This window comes from Streptomyces sp. NRRL WC-3605 (genome assembly GCF_001509795.1).
Classification (GTDB): domain Bacteria; phylum Actinomycetota; class Actinomycetes; order Streptomycetales; family Streptomycetaceae; genus Streptomyces; species Streptomyces viridochromogenes.
This window is the reverse complement of record NZ_LLZN01000053.1, coordinates 88,177-110,100: the sequence shown is the minus strand read 5'-3', so window position 1 is coordinate 110,100 and position 21,924 is coordinate 88,177. Positions and strand designations below refer to the sequence as shown.

At 74.0% G+C, this 21,924-nt stretch carries 14 protein-coding genes and 1 pseudogene; 5 read left to right on the top strand and 10 right to left on the bottom strand.

Annotated elements, in window-relative coordinates; all coding sequences use genetic code 11:
* The first annotated feature begins 369 nt into the window (after positions 1–369).
* Positions 370–4,398 carry an NACHT and WD repeat domain-containing protein gene (locus ADL34_RS16105; RefSeq protein ID WP_107115752.1) on the top strand — a complete coding sequence of 1,343 codons (4,029 nt, stop codon included), beginning with the start codon at positions 370–372 and terminating at the stop codon, positions 4,396–4,398.
* 301 nt (positions 4,399–4,699) lie between these two features.
* Positions 4,700–5,467 carry a glycosyltransferase family 2 protein gene (locus ADL34_RS16100; protein WP_062673695.1) on the top strand — a complete coding sequence of 256 codons (768 nt, stop codon included), beginning with the start codon at positions 4,700–4,702 and terminating at the stop codon, positions 5,465–5,467.
* Here ADL34_RS16100 and ADL34_RS16095 read toward each other — a convergent pair.
* Positions 5,451–6,683 (bottom strand): amidohydrolase family protein, encoded by a 1,233-nt coding sequence (locus ADL34_RS16095; RefSeq protein WP_062673693.1) that lies wholly within the window; start codon positions 6,681–6,683, stop codon positions 5,451–5,453. The two genes, ADL34_RS16100 and ADL34_RS16095, sit on opposite strands and share 17 nt — an antisense overlap.
* Before the next feature lie 227 nt (positions 6,684–6,910).
* On the opposite strand from ADL34_RS16095, the gene ADL34_RS16090 reads away from it, so the two are divergent.
* Positions 6,911–8,812 (top strand): NAD-binding protein, encoded by a 1,902-nt coding sequence (locus ADL34_RS16090; protein ID WP_062673813.1) that lies wholly within the window; start codon positions 6,911–6,913, stop codon positions 8,810–8,812.
* Positions 8,813–9,053: 241 nt separating this feature from the next.
* Here ADL34_RS16090 and ADL34_RS16085 read toward each other — a convergent pair whose 3' ends face one another.
* Positions 9,054–10,889 carry a prolyl oligopeptidase family serine peptidase gene (locus ADL34_RS16085; protein WP_062673690.1) on the bottom strand — a complete coding sequence of 612 codons (1,836 nt, stop codon included), beginning with the start codon at positions 10,887–10,889 and terminating at the stop codon, positions 9,054–9,056.
* Positions 10,890–11,019: 130 nt separating this feature from the next.
* Between ADL34_RS16085 and ADL34_RS16080 the strand changes: the two genes are divergently transcribed.
* Positions 11,020–11,811: an SURF1 family protein gene (locus tag ADL34_RS16080; protein ID WP_062673689.1), complete on the top strand. Its 792-nt coding sequence runs from the start codon at positions 11,020–11,022 to the stop codon at positions 11,809–11,811.
* A gap of 13 nt (positions 11,812–11,824) precedes the next feature.
* Here the strand turns inward: ADL34_RS16080 and ADL34_RS16075 are convergent, their stop codons facing one another.
* From ADL34_RS16075 to ADL34_RS16045, 7 genes are all read right to left on the bottom strand, one after another.
* Positions 11,825–12,874: a hypothetical protein gene (locus ADL34_RS16075; RefSeq protein WP_062673687.1), complete on the bottom strand. Its 1,050-nt coding sequence runs from the start codon at positions 12,872–12,874 to the stop codon at positions 11,825–11,827.
* A gap of 74 nt (positions 12,875–12,948) precedes the next feature.
* On the bottom strand, positions 12,949–13,551 hold the full coding sequence (locus ADL34_RS16070; RefSeq protein WP_086866933.1) for a SigE family RNA polymerase sigma factor: 603 nt from the start codon (positions 13,549–13,551) through the stop codon (positions 12,949–12,951).
* 478 nt (positions 13,552–14,029) lie between these two features.
* A complete protein-coding gene (locus tag ADL34_RS16065; RefSeq protein WP_062673683.1) occupies positions 14,030–15,082 on the bottom strand; it encodes an aspartate-semialdehyde dehydrogenase in 1,053 nt (350 codons plus the stop codon).
* On the bottom strand, positions 15,079–16,356 hold the full coding sequence (locus ADL34_RS16060; RefSeq protein ID WP_062673681.1) for an aspartate kinase: 1,278 nt from the start codon (positions 16,354–16,356) through the stop codon (positions 15,079–15,081). Before ADL34_RS16060 ends, ADL34_RS16065 begins: the two co-directional genes overlap by 4 nt.
* A 190-nt stretch (positions 16,357–16,546) precedes the next feature.
* Positions 16,547–17,209 carry a DUF5063 domain-containing protein gene (locus tag ADL34_RS16055; RefSeq protein WP_062673679.1) on the bottom strand — a complete coding sequence of 221 codons (663 nt, stop codon included), beginning with the start codon at positions 17,207–17,209 and terminating at the stop codon, positions 16,547–16,549.
* Positions 17,202–17,801, bottom strand: a complete 600-nt coding sequence (gene recR, locus ADL34_RS16050) for a recombination mediator RecR (protein ID WP_055536881.1) — start codon at positions 17,799–17,801, stop codon at positions 17,202–17,204. The genes ADL34_RS16055 and recR overlap by 8 nt, the downstream gene beginning before the upstream one ends.
* Positions 17,802–17,889: 88 nt before the next feature.
* Positions 17,890–18,231: a YbaB/EbfC family nucleoid-associated protein gene (locus ADL34_RS16045; protein ID WP_062739792.1), complete on the bottom strand. Its 342-nt coding sequence runs from the start codon at positions 18,229–18,231 to the stop codon at positions 17,890–17,892.
* A gap of 292 nt (positions 18,232–18,523) precedes the next feature.
* Here ADL34_RS16045 and ADL34_RS16040 point away from each other — a divergent pair, with 292 nt between their 5' ends.
* Positions 18,524–19,276: an SLATT domain-containing protein gene (locus ADL34_RS16040; RefSeq protein WP_062673675.1), complete on the top strand. Its 753-nt coding sequence runs from the start codon at positions 18,524–18,526 to the stop codon at positions 19,274–19,276.
* 1,694 nt (positions 19,277–20,970) lie between these two features.
* Here ADL34_RS16040 and ADL34_RS37235 read toward each other — a convergent pair.
* Positions 20,971–21,910, bottom strand: a pseudogene (locus ADL34_RS37235) (serine/threonine-protein kinase); the annotation flags it as partial.
* Between the last annotated feature and the right edge of the window lie 14 nt (positions 21,911–21,924).

Sequence of the window (21,924 nt, the reverse complement as noted above, 5' to 3'; positions counted from 1 at the left end):
CCCCTCGTGGGGACCGGTGCCGGACGGCGGCGCGAGGGCCGGGCCACGACCTGTCTCCGGGCTCCGTGGGCCGGCGCGGGTCCGGGCGGGTCGGGCGGTACGACGGCGGCGCGACGCGCGCGACTCCCGCCGACAGCGAGGTGTGAAAGCTGTCCGAGAACGTGCGGCGCCGGATGAGGCGGCTTCGGGCTCTGCGGCTGGTGGGCCCGCCTCGGCGGCGCGCGGCGGCTCCCGCACCTGCGTCGTGATCCTGCCAGTCGGAGGGCGCCCGCGAGGAGGTTCCGGTCTCCGGAGCGGGTCTTCCTCGCAGGTCAGCCGTATAAAGTGAGTTTTCCGGTCCGGAAGACCAGGTGGCGCGCGAGTGAGGGAGTGAGGGTCTTGAGTTCCGAGTCGGCGGCGCGCGCGGCCTTCGCGGAACGGCTCGCGCTGCTCTACAAGGAGGCCGGGAACCCACCCCTGAAGAGCGTGGCCGAGGCGGTCGTCCGCCTCCAGCGGGTCGACGAGCGGGGACGCCCCGTCCGGGTGTCCGCCCAGCGGATCAGTGACTGGCGGCGCGCCAGGAACGTACCGGCGCAGTTCGCCGCCCTCTCGGCCGTCCTGCACGTCCTCGTCCCGCAGGCCCGGCGGCTGCGGCCGTCGCCCGTGTCGGCCGGTCTGTACGACCTGGTGCAGTGGCAGCACCTGTGGGAACGGGCCACCTCCGGGCAGGCGCAGGAGCCCGAGCAGACGGCCCCGGCGGGGGTGTCCGGCGGGGTGTGCCCGTACCGGGGGCTGGCCTCGTACCGGCAGGAGGACGCCCGCTGGTTCTTCGGCCGGGAGCGCAGCACGGACACCCTGGTCGCCCGGCTCCGCGCGGCGGAGCGCACCGGCGGCCTGGTGATGCTGGTCGGCGCCTCGGGCGCCGGGAAGTCCTCCCTCCTCAACGCCGGTCTGGTGCCGGCCGTGCGGGACGGCGCACTGGGCGGCGCCGACGCGCCCCGCGCGAGTGCCGTGCTCCAGCTCGTGCCGGGCGCCGATCCGCTGGGCGAGCTGGTACGCCGGGTGCCGGAGCTGACGGACGTGGTGGCCACTGTCTCCACCGCCCGCGCGCCGGACGGATCGGCTGACGGTGAGGCGGACCTCGTACGGGACGTGCACACGGCCGTCGTCGCCTGGGCCCGGCGCGAGGCCTCGGCCACCGGCCCGCCCGGGTCGCCGTCCGACGCGGCACCCGCCCCTCCCGTACTGATCGTCGACCAGTTCGAAGAAACCTTCACTCTCTGTGCCGACGAGGCCGACCGCCGCGCCTTCGTCCGTGTCCTGCACGCGGCCTGCGCCCCGCCCCGGCCCGGCGCCCCCGCCCCCGCCCTGGTCGTCCTCGGCATCCGCGCCGACTTCTACGAGCAGTGCCTGGTCCACCCCGAGCTGGCCGACGCCCTCCAGCACCGGCACATGGTCCTCGGCCCGCTCACCACCACCGAACTGCGGGAGGCCGTCACCGGCCCCGCCAAGGCGGTCGGACTGGAACTGGAACCGGGGCTCGCCGAGCTGATCGCCCGCGAGGTGGGCGCGGACGGCCCCCGCGGCGCCCATGACGCGGGGGTGCTGCCGCTGCTGTCGCACGCGATGCTCGTCACCTGGCAGCGGCGCAAGGCCGGCCGGCTCACCCTCGCCGGGTACCGCGCGGCCGGCGGCATCCAGGGAGCGGTCGCCGCGACCGCCGAGCGCGCATGGGCCCAGCTGGACCCTGCGGCCCGCACCGCCGCCCGGCTGCTGCTGCTGCGCCTGGTCCGGATCGGCGAGGACACCCAGGCCACCCGGCGCCGCGGCACCCGCCGCCAGCTCGCGGCCGAGGCGGCGGACCCCGCGAAGACGGAGGAGTCGCTGGAGGCGCTGGTCCGGGCCCGGCTGGTGACCCTGGACGCGGACACGGTCGAGATCACGCACGAGGCGCTGCTGCACGCCTGGCCCCGGCTGCGGGACTGGATCGAGGAGGACCGGCAGGGCCACCTGCTGCGTCAGCGCCTGGAGGAGGACGGCCGGGCCTGGGAGGAGTCCGAGCGTGACTCCGCCCTGCTCTACCGGGGCTCCCGGCTGGAGCAGGCGCACGAGTGGGCGCGGTCCGCCGGGGACACCTTCCTCACGCGCGGTGCCGTGGAGTTCCTGGCCGCCTCCGTCCGGCTGCGCCGGCGCACGGTGTGGATCCTGCGCGGCGGGGTCGCGGCGCTCGTCGCGCTGGCGCTGGTGGCCGTCGGAGCGGCGGCGGTGGCGTGGAAGCAGCGCGACGACGCCCTGTTCGCCCAGGTGCTCGCCGAGGCCGACCGCTTCCAGTACACCGACCCCTCGCTGTCCGCCCAGCTCGACCTGGTGGCCCACCGGCTGCGCCCGGACGACGAGGAGACCGGCAGCCGGCTCGTCTCGATCGTGAACGCGCCCCTGGCCACCCCGCTGAGCGGCCACTCCGGCGCGGTCTACCTCACCTCGTTCCGGCCCGACGGCGAGGTCCTGGCCACCGCCGGCTACGACCGGACCGTACGCCTGTGGGACGTGTCGGACGCGCGGCGCCCCCGCGCCCTGGGCAAGCCCCTCACCGGGCACCGCAGCTGGGTGAGCAGCGCGGTCTTCAGCCCCGACGGACGCACCCTCGCCAGCGCCGCCGACGACGGCACCGTACGGCTGTGGGACGTACGGCACCCGGAGCGGCCGAAGCCGCTCGGCGCACCCCTGACCGGGCACGAGGCCACGGTCTACCTGGTCGCGTTCAGCCCGGACGGCCGCACGCTGGCCTCCGTCAGCGAGGACCGCACGGTCCGCCTGTGGGATGTCGCCGACCCCGGGCACCCGGCGCCGCTCGCCACCCTCACCGGGGCGGAGGCCGCCGTGCGTTCGGTGGCGTTCAGCCCGGACGGCCGCACGCTGGCGGCGGGCGGCGACGACGACGCCGTACGGCTGTGGGACGTGTCGGACCGGCGCCGGCCCGAGCGGCCGGTCCGGCTGACCGGGCACACCGGGCTGGTGCACTCGGTGGCCTTCAGCCCCGACGGGCGCACCCTGGCCAGCGGCAGCGCCGACGACACCGTCCGGCTGTGGGACGTCTCCGACCGGGCCCGCGCCCACCAGATCGGCACCCCGCTGACCGGGCATCTGGGCCCCGTCTGGTCGGTTGCCTTCAACCCGGCCGGCACCATGCTCGCCGTCGCCAGCGCGGACAGCACCGCGAGCCTGTGGAACGTCAGCGACCCGGCGGACGCCTCGCAGGTCGGCGAGCCGCTGGCGGGCGGCAGCGGGGAGATGTACGCGCTCGGCTTCAGCCCGGACGGCCGCACTCTCGCCACCGGCAGCGGCGACGGCAAGGTCCGGCTGTGGTCCGTCCCGACGTCCGACATGACCGGCCGCACCGGTGCGTTCCGGCCCGACGGCAAGGTGCTGGCGACGGCCGCGCGGGACGGCAGCGTGCGTCTGTGGAACGTGTCCAGTCCCGACCGGCCCGTGCTGCTGAACAAGCCCTTTCTGCCCGGCGACGGCGGACAGCGCTCCCTGGTCTTCTCCCCCGACGGGCACACCCTCGCGGTGCTGACCGGCAGCAGGGCGGTCCATCTGTGGGACGTCCGCGACCCCGCCCACCCCTCCCCACTGGGCCCGCCCCTGACGCTGCGCACCCGATTCATGGGCCCCGACGCGCTCGCGTACAGCCCGGACGGCCGCACGCTGGCCACCGCCTACGACGACCGCACGATCCGGCTGTGGGACGTGCGCGACCCGGCGCACGCCGTGCCGCTCGGCAAGCCGCTGACCGGGCACGGCGGTTACATCAACTCGCTCGCCTTCAGCCCGGACGGGCACACCCTGGCCAGCGGCAGCGCGGACGCCACGGTCCGTCTGTGGGACGTGGCCAGGCCCGGCCGGGCGGCACCCCTCGGCGGCCCGCTCACCGGGCACGGCGGGCCGGTCAACTCCGTGGCCTACGCCCCTGACGGGCGCACCCTGGCCAGCGCGGGCGACGACGACGCGGTCCGGCTGTGGGACGTCACCGACCCGGCCGGGGCGCGGGCGCAGGGCCACCCGCTCACCGGCCACACCGAGGCGGTCGTCTCCCTGACGTTCGGCGCGGACGGCCGCACCCTCGCCAGCGGCGGCAACGACAACACGGTGCGGATGTGGGACGTCGGGGACCCGGAGCACGCCTCGGCGGTCGGACGGGCGATGAGCCCCAACGCGAGGACGGGCAACTTCCTGGCGTTCCGTCCCGCGAGCCGGATGCTCGGCGTCTCCAGCGGCACCGACACCGTCCGGCTGTGGAACCTGGACGTGGACCAGGCGATCCGCCGGGTCTGCTCGACGACCCAGGGCGTGCTCACCCGGGAGCGGTGGCACGAGTATCTGCCCCGGCTGTCCTACGAGCCGCCGTGCTCCGACTGAACCGGCGCGACGACTGCGACCGGCGCGACCGGCGCGACCGATGCGACCGATGCGACCGATGCGACCGATGCGGCCGAGCGGCCAGTGCGCAGCGTGAGGGAGCGGGAACGCAAGTGGTATGCCGGGGCTCCGCGGGACAGCGGTTTCCGTGATCCCGATCACAACGCCTCACCGCAGCCGATCCGTCGGCTCCCACGAGGCTCGCGGCCTTGTTACTGTTGGCCGCAGCCCGATCGCTGGTGCATCCCCCGTCGCCAGCGGTCGGGCCTTCGCATGTCCGTCGAAGGGTGGTGAGGGACCCGTGCTCCGGCGCGTCGTCGTCGTGACCGCTGTCCACGGACCGTCGGCGGAGTTCCTCCCGCAGGCCCACGCTTCACTGTGCGCACAGGAGTTACCGCCCGGCTGGGAATGGCACTGGGTGATACAGGAGGACGGCCGCGGCGACACCGTCCGCCCGCACGTTCCCCGCGACCCGAGGGTGACGTTCCGTCAAGGGCGGTCCGGCGGGCCGGGAGTGGCCCGCACGCTCGCGCTCGCCCACACCGAGGGCGCCTACGCGAAGATCCTCGACGCCGACGACCAGCTCACCCCGGGCGCCCTCGCCCGTGACCTGGCCGTCCTCGAAGGCCACCCGTCCGTCGGCTGGACGACGTCCCGGGTGCTCGACCTGCTGCCGGACGGCTCGACGGCCGCGTTCCCCGGCGACCCGGACGACGGCCCGATAGAGCCGGGCGCCCTCGTCGGCCCTTGGCGGGCGAACGACCACCTCGCGCCGGTCCACCCGGCGACCCTGTGCGTCCGCCGGGACCTGCTGCTCGCGCTCGGCGGCTGGATGGCGCTGCCCGCGTCGGAGGACACCGGACTGCTGCTCGCGCTCAACGCGGTCAGCCGCGGCTGGTTCTCGGCCCGGGTGGGGCTGCTCTACCGCAAGTGGGACGGCCAGGCGACGGGGCAGGCCGCCCATGCCGACCCCGCCGAACGGGCCGCGCGGATGGCGGTGGTGGAGGCCAGGGCCCGCGCGCTCGGCTCGTTCGGCTGGACGTATCCGCCGGTCACGGCGCCGGGCTGAGCTCGCGGTCGAAGGGCAGGTCGAGCATCCGGATCGCGTTGCCGCGCAGCAGCTTGTACGCCACCTCGTCGGACAGCCCGCCGACATGCTCCTCGGCGACCCGTTTCGTCTCCGGCCAGGTGGAGTCGACGTGCGGGTAGTCCGTCTCGAAGGTGGCGTTGTCGACGCCGACCGTCTCGATGGCCTCGATGCCGTGCCGGTCCCGGAAGAAGCAGCAGAAGATCTGCCGGTAGTAGTACGTCGACGGCGGCTCCGGGACGAGGTCCTTCACCCCGCCCCACGCCCGGTGCTCCTCCCAGACGTCGTCGGCGCGCTCCAGCGCGTACGGGATCCAGCCCATCTGGCCCTCGCTGTACGCCAGTTTCAGCCGGGGGAAGCGCACCAGGACGCCGGAGAAGAGGAAGTCCATCATCGACGCCATGGCGTTGTTGAAGCTCAGGGACGCCTGGACGGCGGGCGGCGCGTCGGGGGACGCGGCCGGCATCTGCGAGGACGACCCGATGTGCATGTTGACGACGGTGCCGGTGTCCTCGCAGGCCGCGAAGAACGGGTCCCAGTAGCCGGAGTGGATCGACGGCAGCCCGAGGTAGGTGGGGATCTCGCTGAACGTCACCGCGCGCACGCCCCGGGCCGCGTTGCGCCGGATCTCCGCGACCGCGAGACCGATGTCCCACAGCGGGATCAGGCACAGCGGGACGAGGCGACCGCCGCTGTCGCCGCACCACTCCTCCACCATCCAGTCGTTGTAGGCCCGCACACAGGCCAGGGCGACCTCCTTGTCCTGGGCCTCCGCGAAGGTCTGGCCGCAGAAGCGCGGGAAGGTGGGGAAGCAGAGCGATGCCTCGACGTGGTTGAGGTCCATGTCCGCGAGCCGGGCCTTGGGGTCCCAGCAGCCGCGCCGCATCTGCTCGCGCGTGATGCCGTCGAGGGTCATCTCGTCCCGCGAGAAGCCGACGGCCGCGATGATGCGCTTGTACGGGAACAGTCCACCCTCGTACTCCCACCAGTCGGTGATCTGGCCGTCCGGGTCGGTGGTGAACCGGTACTTCCCGCCGACGTAGGCGAGTTCGCCGATGCCGGCGGTGAGGGGCTTCGGGCCCCGGTCCCGGTACCTGGCCGGGAGCCAGGTCTCGAAGAGGTGCGCGGGCTCGATCACGTGATCGTCCACGCTGATGACCTTGGGCAGGTCCTTCGTGCCGCTCTCGGTGTGGGCCACGCCTACCTCCTGGCTGCTGCGCCGCTGCCCGTGGGTGCCTCGGAGCCTTTTTCTGACGATCCGTCAGATACGGGTCAGGGTAGTGCGCGGCCCGGGTCCCGCCAAGGGCTCACCGGGGGCGTGCGGCAAGGGAGTTCACCGGCTGTGGAACAACCGGTCACGATGAGGCAGGCTTCTCCCTCGTGGCAGTCCCGCAGCAGAACTCGACCAGTGACAGCGCCGCGCACATGGTGGTGTGCGGCGACGACGGGCTCGCGCACCGGCTGGCCGCCGAACTGCGCGGCGTGTACCGGGAACAGGTCACGCTCGTCGTCCCGCCGTCCGAGCGGACCGTACGGCCGCCGGTCGTCGGGCGGGCCCGGGCCGCGTCGGCGGCGCTGCTGGGGGCGGTGACCGCGGCCGTCAACCGCACGGGCACCGGCGCCCTCACCGCCGAACCGGGCGGCACCCGGGTCCTGGAGGCCGCCGAGCCGACCGAGGCGACCCTCGCCGAGGCCGGAGTCGAACGGGCCGCCGCCCTCGCCCTCGTCTACGACGACGACGAGACCAACATCCGCGCCGCCCTCACCGCCCGCCGCCTCAACCCGCGCCTGCGCCTCGTCCTGCGCCTGTACAACCGCCGCCTCGGCCAGCACATCGAGGAACTCCTCGACCAGGCCGCCTCGTTGGCGGCGGGCGTCGGCGAGGGCGGCCCGGACGCCTCCACCACCGTGCTGTCGGACGCCGACACGGCCGCCCCCGCGCTCACCGCCACCGCCGTCGCCGGCACCAGCAAGGTCGTGCAGACCGACGGCCTGTTACTGCGGGCGGTGGAACGGCCGCCGGGCGAGACGCGCCCCACCGACCTGGCCACCCTGGCGCTGCTGTCCACGACCCGCAGCGACCCGGCGGGCACGGACGGCTCGGAGGACAGCGGCGAGCACGGCCCCCTGCTGCTGCCGGACGCCGCCCAGGTCGCGGCGGCCGAGACACGCGGCACGGTCGTCCTGGAGCAGGTGTCCTACGCCGGTCCGCCGATGCCCCCGGGCAGCGGCGGACGGAGCCTGATGCCGTCCTTCGGCTCCCTGTTCTCGCGGCGGCTGCGCTGGTCCCTGGCCGGTCTGGTGACCTGTGTGGCGGGACTCGCGGTGGCGCTGACCGTGGTCAGCGGCGACCACCCGCTGCACGCGACCTATGTGACCCTGCTCGACCTCTTCGCCATCAACGAGCCCGCGCTCCACCAGCCCCTGGCCCACCAGATCCTCCAGCTGCTGTCCGGGCTGACCGGACTGCTGCTGCTCCCGGTGCTGCTGGCCGCGGTGCTGGAGGCCCTCGGCACCTTCCGCTCGGCGTCCGCGCTGCGCAAGCCGCCGCGCGGACTCGGGGGCCATGTGGTGCTGCTGGGGCTGGGCAAGATCGGCACCCGGGTGCTGACCCGCCTGCGCGAGCTGCACATCCCGGTGGTGTGCGTCGAGTCCGACCCCGAGGCACGCGGCATGCCCACGGCACGGCGGCTGCGAGTGCCGGTGGTGCTCGGCGACGTCACCCAGGAGGGTGTGCTGGAGGCCGCGAAGATCCATCGCGCACACGCCTTCCTCGCGGTGACCAGCGAGGACACCACCAATCTGGAAGCGGCCCTGTATGCCCGCTCGGTCCGCCCCGACCTGCGGGTCGTCCTGCGGCTGTACGACGACGACTTCGCCAAAGCCGTGTACCGCACCCTGCGCGCCGCGCACCCGCGCGGCTTCACGCGCAGCCGCAGCGTGACGCATCTGGCCGCGCCCGCGTTCGCCGGGGCGATGTCGGGGCGGCAGATCCTGGGCGCCATCCCGGTCGAGCGGCGGGTGCTGCTGTTCGCCACGCTGGAGGTGGGCGGCCACCCCCAACTGGAGGACCGGACCGTGGGCGAGGCGTTCCGGCCCGGCGCGTGGCGGGTGCTGGCGCTGGACCGGACCCCGCCCGGCGAACGCCGCGACGACCCGGCCGCCGAGCGGCCCCACGAGGACCGGACCGGCACCGGGTCCGGGTGGGTCTGGGACCTGCCCGACACCTACGTGCTGCAGCGCGAGGACCGCGTCGTCCTCGCGGCCACCCGCCAGGGCATGGCCGAACTGCTCAGACGCCGGGGCCGGGAGCGGGCCGGGGCCTGACCTGGCCGGCCGGTTCCGGCATGCGACCCAGGGCCTGACCTGGCCGGTTTCCGCCACGCGCCCCAGGACCTGACCTGGCCGGTGCCGGGGCGCGACCCGGTCGGTCCCGGGCCGTTCTGAACGACCGATTCCGGGTCGCTCCGGGCGGCCGGTTCCGGGCGGCCGGTTCCAGACGGTTCCCGGCGGCCGGTTCCGGGCGGGCGGCCCCGGAACCGGCGCACTCCGCAGCCCGGAGCCCCCGCTACTTCACGCGCGCCGGCAGGTGCCGCGCCGCGAAGTCCAGCTCCAGCCGCACCTGCTTGATCCGCTCGTCCACCACCAGCGAGCCGTGCCCCGCGTCGTACCGGTACACCTCGTGCACGGCGCCGCGCGCCTCCAGCCGCTTGACGTAGTTGTCGACCTGGCGGATCGGGCAGCGCGGGTCGTTGACCCCCGCGGAGATGTAGACCGGGGCCTTCACCTGGTCCACGTAGGTCAGCGGGGACGACGCCTCGAACCGCTCGGGCACCTCCTCGGGCGTACCGCCCAGGAGAGTGCGGTCCATGGCCTTCAGGGCTTCCATCTCGTCGTGGTACGCCGTCACGTAGTCGGCGACCGGGACCGCCGCGATGCCCAGCGTCCACGCATCCGGCTGCGTGCCGAGGCCGAGGAGCGTCAGATAGCCGCCCCAGGAACCGCCGGTCAGGACGAGCCGTTCCGGGTCGGCGAGACCCGAGGCGACCGCCCACTCCCGGACCGCCGCGATGTCCTCCAGCTCGATCAGCCCCACCCGGTGCTTCAGCGCGTCCGTCCAGGCCCGCCCGTAGCCCGTGGAGCCGCGGTAGTTGACCCGTACGACCGCGTACCCGTGGTCCACCCAGGCCGCCGGGCCGGCCGCGAACGAGTCGCTGTCGTGCCAGGTCGGGCCGCCGTGGAGGTCGAAGACCGTGGGGAGCGGGCCCTCGGCGCCGGCCGGGCGCTGCACCAGCGCGTGGATCCGGCCGCCGGGGCCGTCCACCCAGACGTCCTCCACCGGGACCGAGCCGGGGGACCTCATGCCGGGCGGGTCCAGCACCACCCGGCCGGTCGTGGACCGCACCGCCGACGGCTCGGCAGCCGACGACCACAGGTACTCGACGCTGCCGTCCGGCCGGGCCGTCGCCCCCGACACCGACCCCGCCGGGGTGTCGATGCGCTCCAGCGCCCGCCGGCCCAGGTCGTACCGGAACAGCTCGCTGCGGGCCTCGAAGCTGTGCACGATGAGCAGACCCGTGCCGTCCGGGTACCACTCCGCGCTGACGTCACCGGGCAGCTCCAGCGCCAGGTCCGTCTCCTCGCCGGTCGCCACGTCCCACACCAGGGGCTCCCAGCGGCCGCGCCGCTGATGCCCGACGAGCAGCCGGGCGTCGCCGACCACCGGGGCGAAGCCCAGCACCTCCAGGCCCAGCTCCTCGGTGCCGCCCTTGGTGTCGTCCAGCTCGGCGACCGTCGAACCGTCCGGGCGCAGCACCCGCAGCGCCGCGTGCATGGCGTCGCCGTGCTCGGTGTGCTCGACGGCGATCAGGGTGCCGTCGTGGGAGAAGTCGCCGACACCCGCCGACTCGCGGTGCCGGTAGATCTCCGCCGGCAGTTCGCCCGTGCGCACGAGGTGGATCGTGGTGCCCTCCTCGTCGGTGGAGCGGCCCACGACCGCGGTGCGGCCGTCCCGGCCGAGGGCGAGGCCCGCCGGGTAGGAGGCGTCCAGGCCCGGTGCCGCGGGCTCGTCCTCACCGCCGTCGAAGGGCTGGCGGCGCCAGACGCCGAACTCGTCGCCGTCCTTGTCGTCGAACCACCAGATCCACGCGCCGTCCGGGGAGAGCACGCCGTCCGTCGTGCCGTTCGGCCGGTCGGTCACCTGGCGCTGCTCGCCGGTCGCCCGGTCCCACGCGTACAGCTCGTACGTGCCCGTGGCGTTCGACACGAACAGCGCGCGGTCCGGGGCGTCCTCCGCCCAGTCGGGAAGCGACACCCGGGGCGCCCTGAAGCGCCGCTCCCAGTCCGGCATGTCCTCGTCCTGCTTCCGGTGATCCCGCGAAGCGGACCCGTGGCTCTCAGTCATGACCCCATAGTGCCTGGTCCGGACGACATCGTGCGGCCGGGATCCCCAGCCTGTGGAAAACTCCGCCCGAGCCCGGCCACGACGGCACCCCGCGCCCCGCGGCCGGCCCGCCGCACCGTACCGTTGTGGCGTGTACCGGTTTCTGCTGACGCCCCGCTGGTGGGGGATCAACGTCTTCGTGCTGCTCGCCATCCCGTTCTGCGTGTTCATGGGGTCCTGGCAGCTCGGCCGGTTCGAGGACCGCGTGCAGGACCACCGCAGCGCCGGCGACCAGGCCGCGGAGAACCGGAGCGAACCCGCCCGGCCGCTCGCCGAGCTGCTGCCTGTGGACAAGGGCACCGTGGGCCGCAAGGCCACCGCGCGCGGCCGGTACGCCGAGCAGCTGCTCGTCCCGGACCGCGAGGTCGACGGGAAGCGCGGCAGCTACGTGGTCACCCTGCTGCGCACCGACGACGGCAAGGCCCTCCCGGTGGTCCGCGGCTGGCTGCCCGGCGACGCCGACCCGTCCGCCGCCCCCGCCGCCCCGACCGGCGAGGTCACCGTCACCGGGGCGCTCCAGGCGTCCGAGGTCCCCGGCGAGAACGGCGTCCCCGCACGGGGAGGCCTGCCCGCCGGACAGACCGCGGCGATCAGCGCCGCGTCCCTGGTCAACCTGGTGCCCTACGACGTCTACGACGCCTGGATCACCCTCACGAAGGCCGACTCCGGGATGAAGGCGGTGCCGGTCGCCTCCGTGAACGACTCGGGCCTGGACCTGAAGGCGTTCCAGAACCTCGGCTACACCGGCGAGTGGTTCGTCTTCGCGGGCTTCGTGGTCTTCATGTGGTTCCGGCTGCTGCGCCGCGAGGCGGAGGCCGTACGGGACGCGGAGCTGGGTCTCCTCCCGGAGCCCGGCCCCGCGCCGGAGAAGGCCGACGCCTGACCCGCGGTACGGCTCACGCCCCCGCCAGCACGCCCGTCCAGTACACGGTCCCCGCGCAGGCGTTGGACACGGTCACCGCGGCCGTGGGCGCGGCCGCCCCGGTCGTGTTCGAGACCGTGACGCTGCCGTCGGCCGCCGGGTCCTCGCCCAGCAGCTGGGTGGAGGTGCCCGTGTCGCCGCCCGTCGAGGTGCCGGTCGTGGTGCCGCCGGTGCCTTCGGACGCGGTCGGGTCGGGCGTCGGGTCCGGACCGCCGGAACCGCCGCCGTCGCTCTCCCCCGTCGAGGGGCAGGTCGCCGACGGCACCCAGGCGAACTTCACCTCGTACGAGCCGCCCGGCTTGAGGACGAGGGCCGCGGTCTCCTGGGACGGGTCGGGCAGACCGGCCGCCGGGTCACCCGCGGCATGCCGGAGCTGGCCCACCTTCGTGGCGTCGGCCGCGCCCGCCACCGACAGCGACACCGAACCCGGGCCGCTCACCGTGCAGTCGGCGGTGGAGATGTTGCTGAAGCGGAAGGTGCCGTACACCGCACCGGACGAGTCGGGGACGCCCGCCTCCTGGCCGGCGACGCCGAGCTGGGCCGCGGTGCACGCCGGGACCCCGGCCGTGCTGGGGGCCAGCGGGTCGTCGGAGCCGCCGGTGCCGGCGCCCGGACCGGTGCCGGAGCCGTCGTCCTTGCCCTTGTCACCGCCCTTGCCCTGCCCCTGGCCGCCGCCGGAGGAACCGCCGGACGTGCTCTCGCCGCCCTGCGTCTCCTTGCCCTGGCCGGCGCCCCCCTGCGCCTGCTCGCCGTGCCCGGCGTTCGAGGAGTTGACGTTGGCGCCGCCGGAGTTCGACACGTGCACCAGGGCCGGGACTGCCGTGCCCACGAAGAGCACGGCGGCCGCCGCGCCGACCAGCGCCTGCCGTTTGCGGGCCCGGCGGGCCGGCACCGCCCGGCGCAGATGCTCGAGCGTGCCGTCGCGCGGTTCGATCTCCTGGACCGCGTCCTGCAGTATGCGGCGCAGTGCCAGCTCGTCCGAGTCGAGCCCGTCGGGGCCCTGGTCTTCGGGGCCGTGGTTCACAGTTCCGTTCCCAGCGTGCGATTGCTTCGGCTCATGCTCGTCCGGCCGCCCGGCCGGCCCGCTATGGTCCCCGCTCATGCCGGCGCCTCCATCGCCACCCGCAGCGCCGCGATGCCGCGCGAGCCGTACGCCTTCACCGAGCCCAGCGAGATGCCCAGCGTCTCGGCGACCTGCGCCTCCGTCATGTCCGCGAAGTACCGCAGGACCAGCACCTCGCGCTGACGGCGCTGCAGGCCCTTCATCGCCTTGATGAGGGAGTCCCGTTCCAGCTGGTCGTAGGCCCCCTCCTCGGCGCTCGCCATGTCGGGCATCGGCTTCGACAGCAGCTTCAGGCCGAGTATGCGGCGGCGCAGGGCGGAGCGGGACAGGTTGACGACGGTCTGGCGCAGGTAGGCGAGCGTCTTCTCCGGGTCCCGGACGCGTTTGCGCGCGGAGTGGACCCGGATGAACGCCTCCTGCACGACGTCCTCGCAGGAGGCCGTGTCGTCGAGGAGGAGCGCCGCGAGGCCCAGCAGCGAGCGGTAGTGCGCCCGGTAGGTCTCCGTGAGGTGGTCGACGGTCGTCCCGGCCGCCGCGGCGCTCTCCGCCTCGGAACCGTCACGCTGACTGGGGATGCGGGTCGGCCGCGCTGCGGGCATGGGCGCGATCACCGGCATGCCGCCGGGCGCACCGGGCATGCGGGGTCGGACGGGACGGCGGGGCGGCCGTAGGGCCGTACCGCGGGTCGCCGCGCTGAAGTCGAGAACCTCTGCCACGCCTGTTGGACACGCGTCCCCCCAGGAGGGTTGTACGTGCCGGACGTCACTTTTGCGTCAGTCGCCGCCACCGGCCCTCGCGTGCCAGGCAGCACGACCGACCGTGCGTCAAACGCCCACATGCCTACCCGCTCTTCCCTTGTGCCTCATCTGTGAACGGGCGTCCCCACGCCTGCTCGGTGGCGTCCCCACGCCGGAAAGACGCGTCTCCACGCGCTTGAAGGGCGACCGCAAAGACGCTCCCCGCCCTGCAAGCGGTTGCAGGCGCGGGGAGAAAAATCTTCTGTCGCCGCAACGGTCCTGATCAAGGGGCCAGGACCATCGATCGGCTCACATTCTTCACACAGATCCTACAAACGTGGTGGCCGGACCTCAGCGGGTTTTCCCGGCCACCGCCGCCTCAGGAGATTTCCGCCGCCACGAGCTCGGCGATCTGCGCGGTGTTGAGCGCGGCACCCTTGCGCAGGTTGTCGCCGCAGACGAAGAATTCCAGCGCCGTCGGGTCGTCGAGGGCGCGGCGCACCCGGCCCACCCAGGTCGGGTCGGTGCCCACGATGTCGGCGGGAGTGGGGAACTCGCCCGCCTCCGGGTCGTCGTAGAGCACGACGCCGGGCGCGGTGGCGAGGATCTCGCGGGCCTTGGCGACCGTGACCTCGCCCTCGAAGCCGGCGTGCACGGTCAGCGAGTGCCCGGTGAGCACGGGGACGCGGACGCACGTCACGGCGACCGGCAGCTGGGGCAGGCCGAGGATCTTGCGGGACTCGTCCCGCACCTTCATCTCCTCCGACGACCAGCCGTCCTCGCGCGGCGAACCGGCCCACGGCACGACGTTCAGCGCGACCGGCTCCGGGAACGGCCCGGTGTCGTCGCCGATCGCCCGCCGTACGTCGCCGGGAGCGGTCCCCAGCTCGGTGCCGGCGACCAGGGACAGCTGCCGGCGCAGGGTGTCGACGCCGGCCCGGCCGGCCCCGCTCACCGCCTGGTAGGAGGAGGCGACGAGGGAGCGCAGCCCGAACTCGGCGTGCAGCGCGCCGAGGGCCACGATCATGGAGAGCGTCGTGCAGTTGGGGTTGGACACGATCCCGCGCGGCCGCATCCGCACCGCGTGCGGATTGACCTCCGGCACCACCAGGGGCACCTCGGGGTCCATCCGGAAGGCGCCCGAGTTGTCCACCACCACCGCGCCCGCGGCGACGGCGACCGGCGCCCACCGGGCGGCCACCTCGTCGGGTACGTCGAACATGGCGACGTCGACCCCGGCGAGGGCCTCCTCGGTGAGCGCCACCACCTCGACTTCCTCCCCGCGCACGGCCAGCTTGCGGCCGGCCGAGCGAGGGGAGGCGATCAGACGGATCTCACCCCAGATGTCCGCGCGCTGGGACAGGATCTGGAGCATGACCGAGCCGACGGCCCCGGTCGCCCCCACGACCGCGAGCGTCGGGCGGTGCGTCATCGACCGGTGCCTCCGTACACGACAGCCTCGTCGCTGTCGGAGTCCAGGCCGAAGGCGGAGTGCACGGCCCGCACGGCCTCGTTGACGTCGTCGGCGCGGGTGACCACCGAGATGCGGATCTCGGACGTGGAGATCAGCTCGATGTTCACGCCCGCGTCGGACAGCGCCTTGAAGAAGTCGGCGGTGACGCCCGGGTTGGTCTTCATGCCGGCGCCGACCAGGGAGATCTTGCCGATCTGGTCGTCGTAGCGCAGGGAGTCGAAGCCGATGCGCGACCGGCTCTTCTCCAGCGCGTCGATGGCCTTGCGGCCCTCGGACTTCGGCAGCGTGAAGGAGATGTCCGTCAGCCCCGTGGAGGCGGCGGAGACGTTCTGCACGATCATGTCGATGTTGATCTCGGCGTCGGAGATCGCACGGAAGATCGCGGCGGCCTCGCCCGGCTTGTCCGGCACGCCGACGACCGTGACCTTGGCCTCGGACGTGTCGTGCGCGACTCCCGAGATGATGGCCTGCTCCACCTGCTTGTCCCCTCGCTGAATCGGCTCGCTGCTGACCCACGTGCCCTGGAGTCCGCTGAAGCTGGACCGGACGTGGATCGGGATGTTGTATCGGCGGGCGTACTCCACACAGCGGTGGAGCAGCACCTTCGAGCCGGACGCCGCCAGCTCCAGCATGTCCTCGAAGGAGATCCAGTCGATCTTCTTCGCCTTCTTGACCACGCGCGGGTCGGCGGTGAACACGCCGTCGACGTCGGTGTAGATCTCGCACACCTCGGCGTCGAGGGCCGCGGCCAGCGCGACGGCGGTCGTGTCGGAGCCGCCGCGGCCCAGCGTGGTGATGTCCTTGCTGTCCTGGCTCACGCCCTGGAAGCCGGCGACGATCGCGATGTTGCCCTCGTCCACCGACGTCCGGATGCGGCCCGGGGTGACGTCGATGATCCGGGCCTTGTTGTGGACCGAGTCGGTGATGACACCTGCCTGGCTGCCCGTGAACGACTGGGCGGAGTGGCCCAGGTTTTTGATCGCCATGGCCAGCAGGGCCATGGAGATCCGCTCTCCGGCGGTCAGCAGCATGTCGAGCTCGCGCCCGGCAGGCATCGGGGATACCTGCTCGGCGAGATCGATCAGCTCGTCCGTCGTGTCGCCCATCGCGGAAACCACGGCGACCACCTGGTGGCCGTTCTTCTTGGCTTCCACGATCCGCTTGGCGACGCGCTTGATGCCCTCGGCATCGGCTACGGAGGAGCCTCCGTACTTCTGCACGACAAGGCCCACGTGCGCTCCTCGCTCAGTCCGTGTGTGTCGGCTCATTTTACCGAGCGTCCGAAAACGACCATCGGGTTCCCAGATGGTGAGATTCGGTAGCTCCGGGATGGTCCCTGCCCGGTCGGGCGCGGACCACTCCGAAAGTGGGGGAGGTCACTCCGGGACGTACGGATGGCGGGAGCGCTCCGTCGGACACCCCCTAGGTCGCCGAGCGCAGCCCGAGCCGGCCGCCGATCTCCTGCTGCATGACCCGGCCGGCCTCGAACTCCAGGGTCTCGTCGCCCATGACGCCCTGGTCGGTGTCCAGGCCGTCCAGCTCCTCCAGCGGCTGGTCCAGCCGGATGTGGGCGAGGACGGAGTGCAGCGCGCGCAGGGTCGCCGACGCCGTGGAGCCCCAGTTGGAGAAGTAGGAGAACTGCCACCACCACAGCGCCTCGTCCGTGCGGCCGGCGCGGTAGTGGGCCATGCCGTGGCGCAGGTCGGCGATGACGTCGGCGAGGTCGTCGGAGATCCGGGCCGGGACCGGGGCCTTGCGGGGCTCGTAGGGGTCGAAGACCTCGGAGTAGACGTCCACCGGGTCCAGCAGGCGGGCCAGGTTCTCGCGGAGCTCGTCCACGTCCTGCTCGGGGCCCAGGTCGGGTTCGTAGCGCTCGTCGGGGACGATGTCCTCGTGGGCGCCGAGACGGCCGCCGGCGAGCAGCAGCTGGGAGACCTCCAGCAGCAGGAAGGGCACCGTCGAGCCCGGCTCGTCGCCCTTCGCGACCTCCGTCACCGCGACCAGGAAACTCTCGATCTGGTCCGCGATCTGGACCGCGAAGTCGTCCGGATTCGGCTCGGTCGCGTGCAGCGTGGCGTCAGACATCTAGGAGTCGTCTCCCCTCGAAGGCGCGGCCGAGGGTGACCTCGTCCGCGTATTCCAGGTCGCCACCCACCGGGAGGCCGCTGGCCAGGCGGGTGACCTTCAGGCCCATGGGCTTGATCATGCGCGCGAGGTACGTGGCCGTGGCCTCGCCCTCGAGATTCGGGTCCGTGGCCAGGATCAGCTCGGTGACCGTCCCGTCGGCCAGGCGCGCGAGGAGTTCCCTTATCCGCAGGTCGTCCGGGCCGACGCCCTCGATGGGGCTGATCGCGCCGCCCAGCACGTGGTACCGGCCGCGGAACTCGCGGGTCCGCTCGATCGCCACGACGTCCTTCGGCTCCTCGACCACGCAGATGACCGAGGGGTCGCGGCGGGTGTCGCGGCAGATGTTGCACAGCTCCTCCTGCGCGACGTTCCCGCACGTCGCGCAGAAGCGGACCTTCGCCTTGACCTCCATGAGGGCCTGCGCGAGACGCCGCACGTCCGTCGGCTCCGCCTGGAGGATGTGGAAGGCGATCCGCTGCGCGCTCTTGGGACCGACGCCGGGCAGCCGCCCCAGCTCGTCGATGAGGTCCTGGACCACGCCTTCGTACAACGGACTGCCGTCCTTCCTGGGTTCCTACGGTACGTACGGTAGTTGGCGCGGGCCCGCCCGTGGAAGGCGGCGGATGACGCGCCCTGGCTCAGAAGGGCAGACCCGGGATTCCTCCGCCGCCCAGGCCCTGGGCGAGCGGGCCCAGCTTCTGCTGCTGGAGGGTCTGCGCGTTCTCGTTGGCGGCCTGGACGGCGGCGACGACCAGGTCGGCCAGGGTCTCGGTGTCCTCCGGGTCGACGGCCTTCGGGTCGATCTTCAGCCCCCTGAGCTCGCCGGAGCCGGTCACCGTGGCCCGCACCAGGCCACCGCCCGCCTGGCCCTCGACCTCGGTCCGCGCCAGTTCCTCCTGCGCCCGCTGAAGATCCTGTTGCATCTTCTGCGCCTGCTGGAGCAACTGCTGCATGTTGGGCTGGCCACCACCGGGGATCACGTCGAGCTCCTCGCGTCTGTACGGCTTTCCCGTTCAGCACGAGCCTACGTGCTCCGGGCGGCCGTCGCCCCGGCACTCTTTCGAGTGAGAGGAACTCGAGAGAACTGGATTCCTATACCTGATCAAGACCCACTTCCGGGCGGAAAAGACGCGAAAGACATCTCTTCGCCACCCATTGGGCGGTAGGAAGGGTCCGGCGCGTCAGCCTCAGGTGTCGCGTGACGTTCCGTGCGCCACGGGGGTCGTACCCGGCGCGCGCGTCCCACGCACCGTGATCAGTAGGGAGTGCCGGGTGGGTCAGCCGGAGATGCAGCCCGAGAGGTCGCCGCAGGACGGGTGGGGCGGCGAGGGGGCTCCCGGACTTCGGCCGGGCGATCTGACGGGGCGGGCCTTCCCGCTCGGGGACTGGGGGGAGCCCGCGGTGCGGTTGCACGAGCTGTACCGGTGGGTGGAGCGCCGGGCGCTGGAGACCGCCGCGTGGTATCTCGCGGACCGGGTGTGGAAGCGGCGCGGGGCCAGGGCGCTGCGCGGCGGGGCGGCTGCGGGCGCGGCCGCCGGGGCGGCGCTGCCGCTGCTCGATATGACGGGCGCCCTGGACGGGGCGGCCCGCTGGGGGTATCTCGCGCTGCTGCTGTCCGTGGCCTGTGTCGCGGCCGACCGGTTCTTCGGGGTGACGTCCGGCTGGATAAGGGACGTCGCCACGGCCCAGGCCGTGCAGCGGCGGCTCCAGGCGCTCCAGTTCGACTGGGCGACGGAGAACGTGCGCGAGGTCCTCGGCCCGGCGGAGGGTACGGCGAGCGAGGCCGCCGAGCGGTGCCTGGGGGTGCTGCGGCGGTTCTCGGAGGACCTGAACGAACTGGTGCGGGCGGAGACGGCGGACTGGATGGTCGAGTTCCGCACCGGCTCGGCGCCCCTGGGCATCCAGTCGGCGCTGTCCGGCGGCGCCCGGCAGGACGCCGGGGCCGGCGCGGGCCGCTTCCCGGTCCCCCCGGCGAACGGCGCGCGCCCGAACATGCCCCGTCAGCGGCCGCCCGAGCCCCGGTGACGGCTATTGCCTGCTGTAGGTGAGCTTCTCGCCGCTGCCCACGGTCACCCGCTCCAGCCTGCCGTCGGGCAGCAGCCTGATCTGCGTGGCCTTGCCGGGCGAACAGGTGGGGGGCGCACCGGCGGTCACCGTGGACGGACCGATGGACAGTGTGTTGTCCGCGTTGGGCCCGGCGGCCAGTTCCGCCGTGAACTCGCAGTGGTAGGTGCCGCTCCCGGCGGGCCCGTCGGCGACGAGGGTGAGGACGGTGTCGCCCACCTCGCCCTGCCGGAGGGTCAGCCGGCGGCTGCTCGCGCCGTCGGCGGAGGCGATCGAGGCGTTCCAGGTGCCCAGCATCTCTGCGGGTACGGCGCCGTCCTCCGCCGAGTCGCTCGGGGACGGCGCCGGGGAGGCGGTCGTCGGGTCGCCGGCCGGGTCCTTCGTGGCGCCTGCGGTGGTGGGGGCGGGGGTCGGCCGGCCGCCGCCCTCGTCCTCGTGACCGCCACTCATCAGCGTGTAGACCGAGCCGCCCGCGGCGAGCGCCACGACCAGGGCCACGATCACCAGCACCACGGTGGACCGGCCGCCGCGACCCCCGCGGTCGGGCGGTGCGGGCTGGTACGCCGGGTCGTAGGAGGTGTGCCCGTACGGCGAACCCGGACCGTACGGCGGGGTCGCGCCGTGCGCGGGCGCCTGGCCGTGGGGTGCCTGCGGGTACGACGGGTTCGGGCCGGCCGGCGGATAGCCGTAGGCGTGCGGCTGGGGGTGCTGCTGCGGGACGCCGTAGCCGGGGTGGGCCGGGGCGGCACCGGGCGCGGAGGCCCCCGCCGGGCGGCCGGGAGGCCCGGGCGGCGGGGTGGCGACGTCTCCCGGCCGCGCGGTGACGGTCGGCAACTGATGCGTCGGCGTCACCGGCCCGGCAGCCGCGTGCTCGGGCGAACCGGCGGACACCGGCCCGGCGGGAGCGGGGGCGCCACGAGTGCCGGGAGTGCCGGACGCGGGGGAGCCGGGAACGCCGGGGGCGGGCGGAGCTGCGGGGCCGGGACCGAAGGGTCCGGGGGCACCGGCGGCGGGACCGGAGGCCGCGGGTACGGCGGGACCGGCAGGACCGGGACCCGCGGCACCGGGGACGGCGGGACCGGCAGCTCCGGATGCGGCGTGACCCGCAGGACCGGGACCCCCGGGACCGGAGGCGGCGTGACCGGCCTCCCCGGACGCGGCGTGATCCGCAGGATCAGCAGGTCCGGGGACCGCGGGACCGGAGACCGCGGGACCACCAGGCACGGTCCCCGCGGGACCGGAGACCGCAGGTCCGGCCCCGGAGGCTGCGGGGCCAGCCGAACCGCCGGGTCCGGGGACCGCGGAACCGGCCCCGGAGGCCGCGGGACCGGTGGCCCCGGACGCCGCAGGACCAGGGATCGCAGGCCCGGCACCGGACGCCGCAGGCCCAGCCCCGGACGCTGCGGGACCTCCCGGACCGGCGGGTCCAGGGACCGCAGGCCCGGAAGCCGCATGCCCGGCCGCCGGCCCGGAACCCGCAGGACCGTAAGCCGCATGCCCGGCCGGCCCGGAACCCGCCGCCGCGGAACCGGGTGCGGCCGGGCCCGGGGTCGCATCGGCCCTCCCGGGGCCGGGGGCCGGGGTGGGCGGCGCCGGTATCCCGCCCGGCTGTTCTCCCTCACGTCCCGGGGACGCGTCACCCCCGGCACCTGACGAACCGGCGGTGCCGGCCGGCACCGGGTCCTCCGCGTCCAGCAGCCGTACGGCGTGCCGGCCGAGCTGGGCGACCAGGGCGCTCGGCAGCCAGGGGTCGCGGGAGCGGCCCCCGGAGACGGTGTCCTCGGCGCCCGTGCGCTCCAGCAGCGCGTCCAGGGAGGGGCGGGCCTCCGGCGCCTTGCGCAGGCAGTCGCGGACCAGGTCGGCGATGCCCTCGGGCACCCCTTCCAGGTCGGGCTCGTCCTGGGCGATCCGGAACATCACGGCGTGCGCCCCGCTCTCGATCGAGCCGAAGGGCAGCCGCCCGGTCGCGGCGTAGGCGAGCACCGAGCCCAGGCAGAACACGTCGCACGCCGGGGTGATCCGGTCGCCCCGCACCTGCTCGGGCGCCATGAAGCCGGGGGAGCCGATGAGCGAGCCGGTACGCGTGAGGCCGGTCTCGTCGACCGTCTCCAGGGCCCGGGCGATCCCGAAGTCGATGACGCGGGGCCCGTCGATGGTGACCAGGACGTTCGAGGGCTTCAGGTCGCGGTGCACGATGCCGGCGGCGTGGATGTCCTTCAGGGCGTGCGCCAGCCCCGCCGTCAGGATGCGCACCGACCGCTCGGGCAGCGCCCCGTGGTCGTGGCCGACGACCCGCTGCAGGCTCGGCCCTGCCACGTACCCGGTGGCCACCCAGGGGACCTCGGCCTCGGTGTCCGCGTCGAGCACGGGCGCGGTCCAGAACCCGCCGACCTGCCGGGCGGCCCGCACCTCCTGCCGGAACCGGGCCCGGAACTCGTCCTGCGAGGCCAGCTCGCGCCGGACCAGCTTCACGGCGACGGTGCGCCCGCGGTCGGACCGGGCGAGGTACACGTCCCCCATGCCGCCCGCACCGAGCCGCGCCAGCAGCCGATACGCCCCGATCTGCGGCGGATCCCCCGGCCCCAGCTTCTCCATCGCACGCCCCCAAC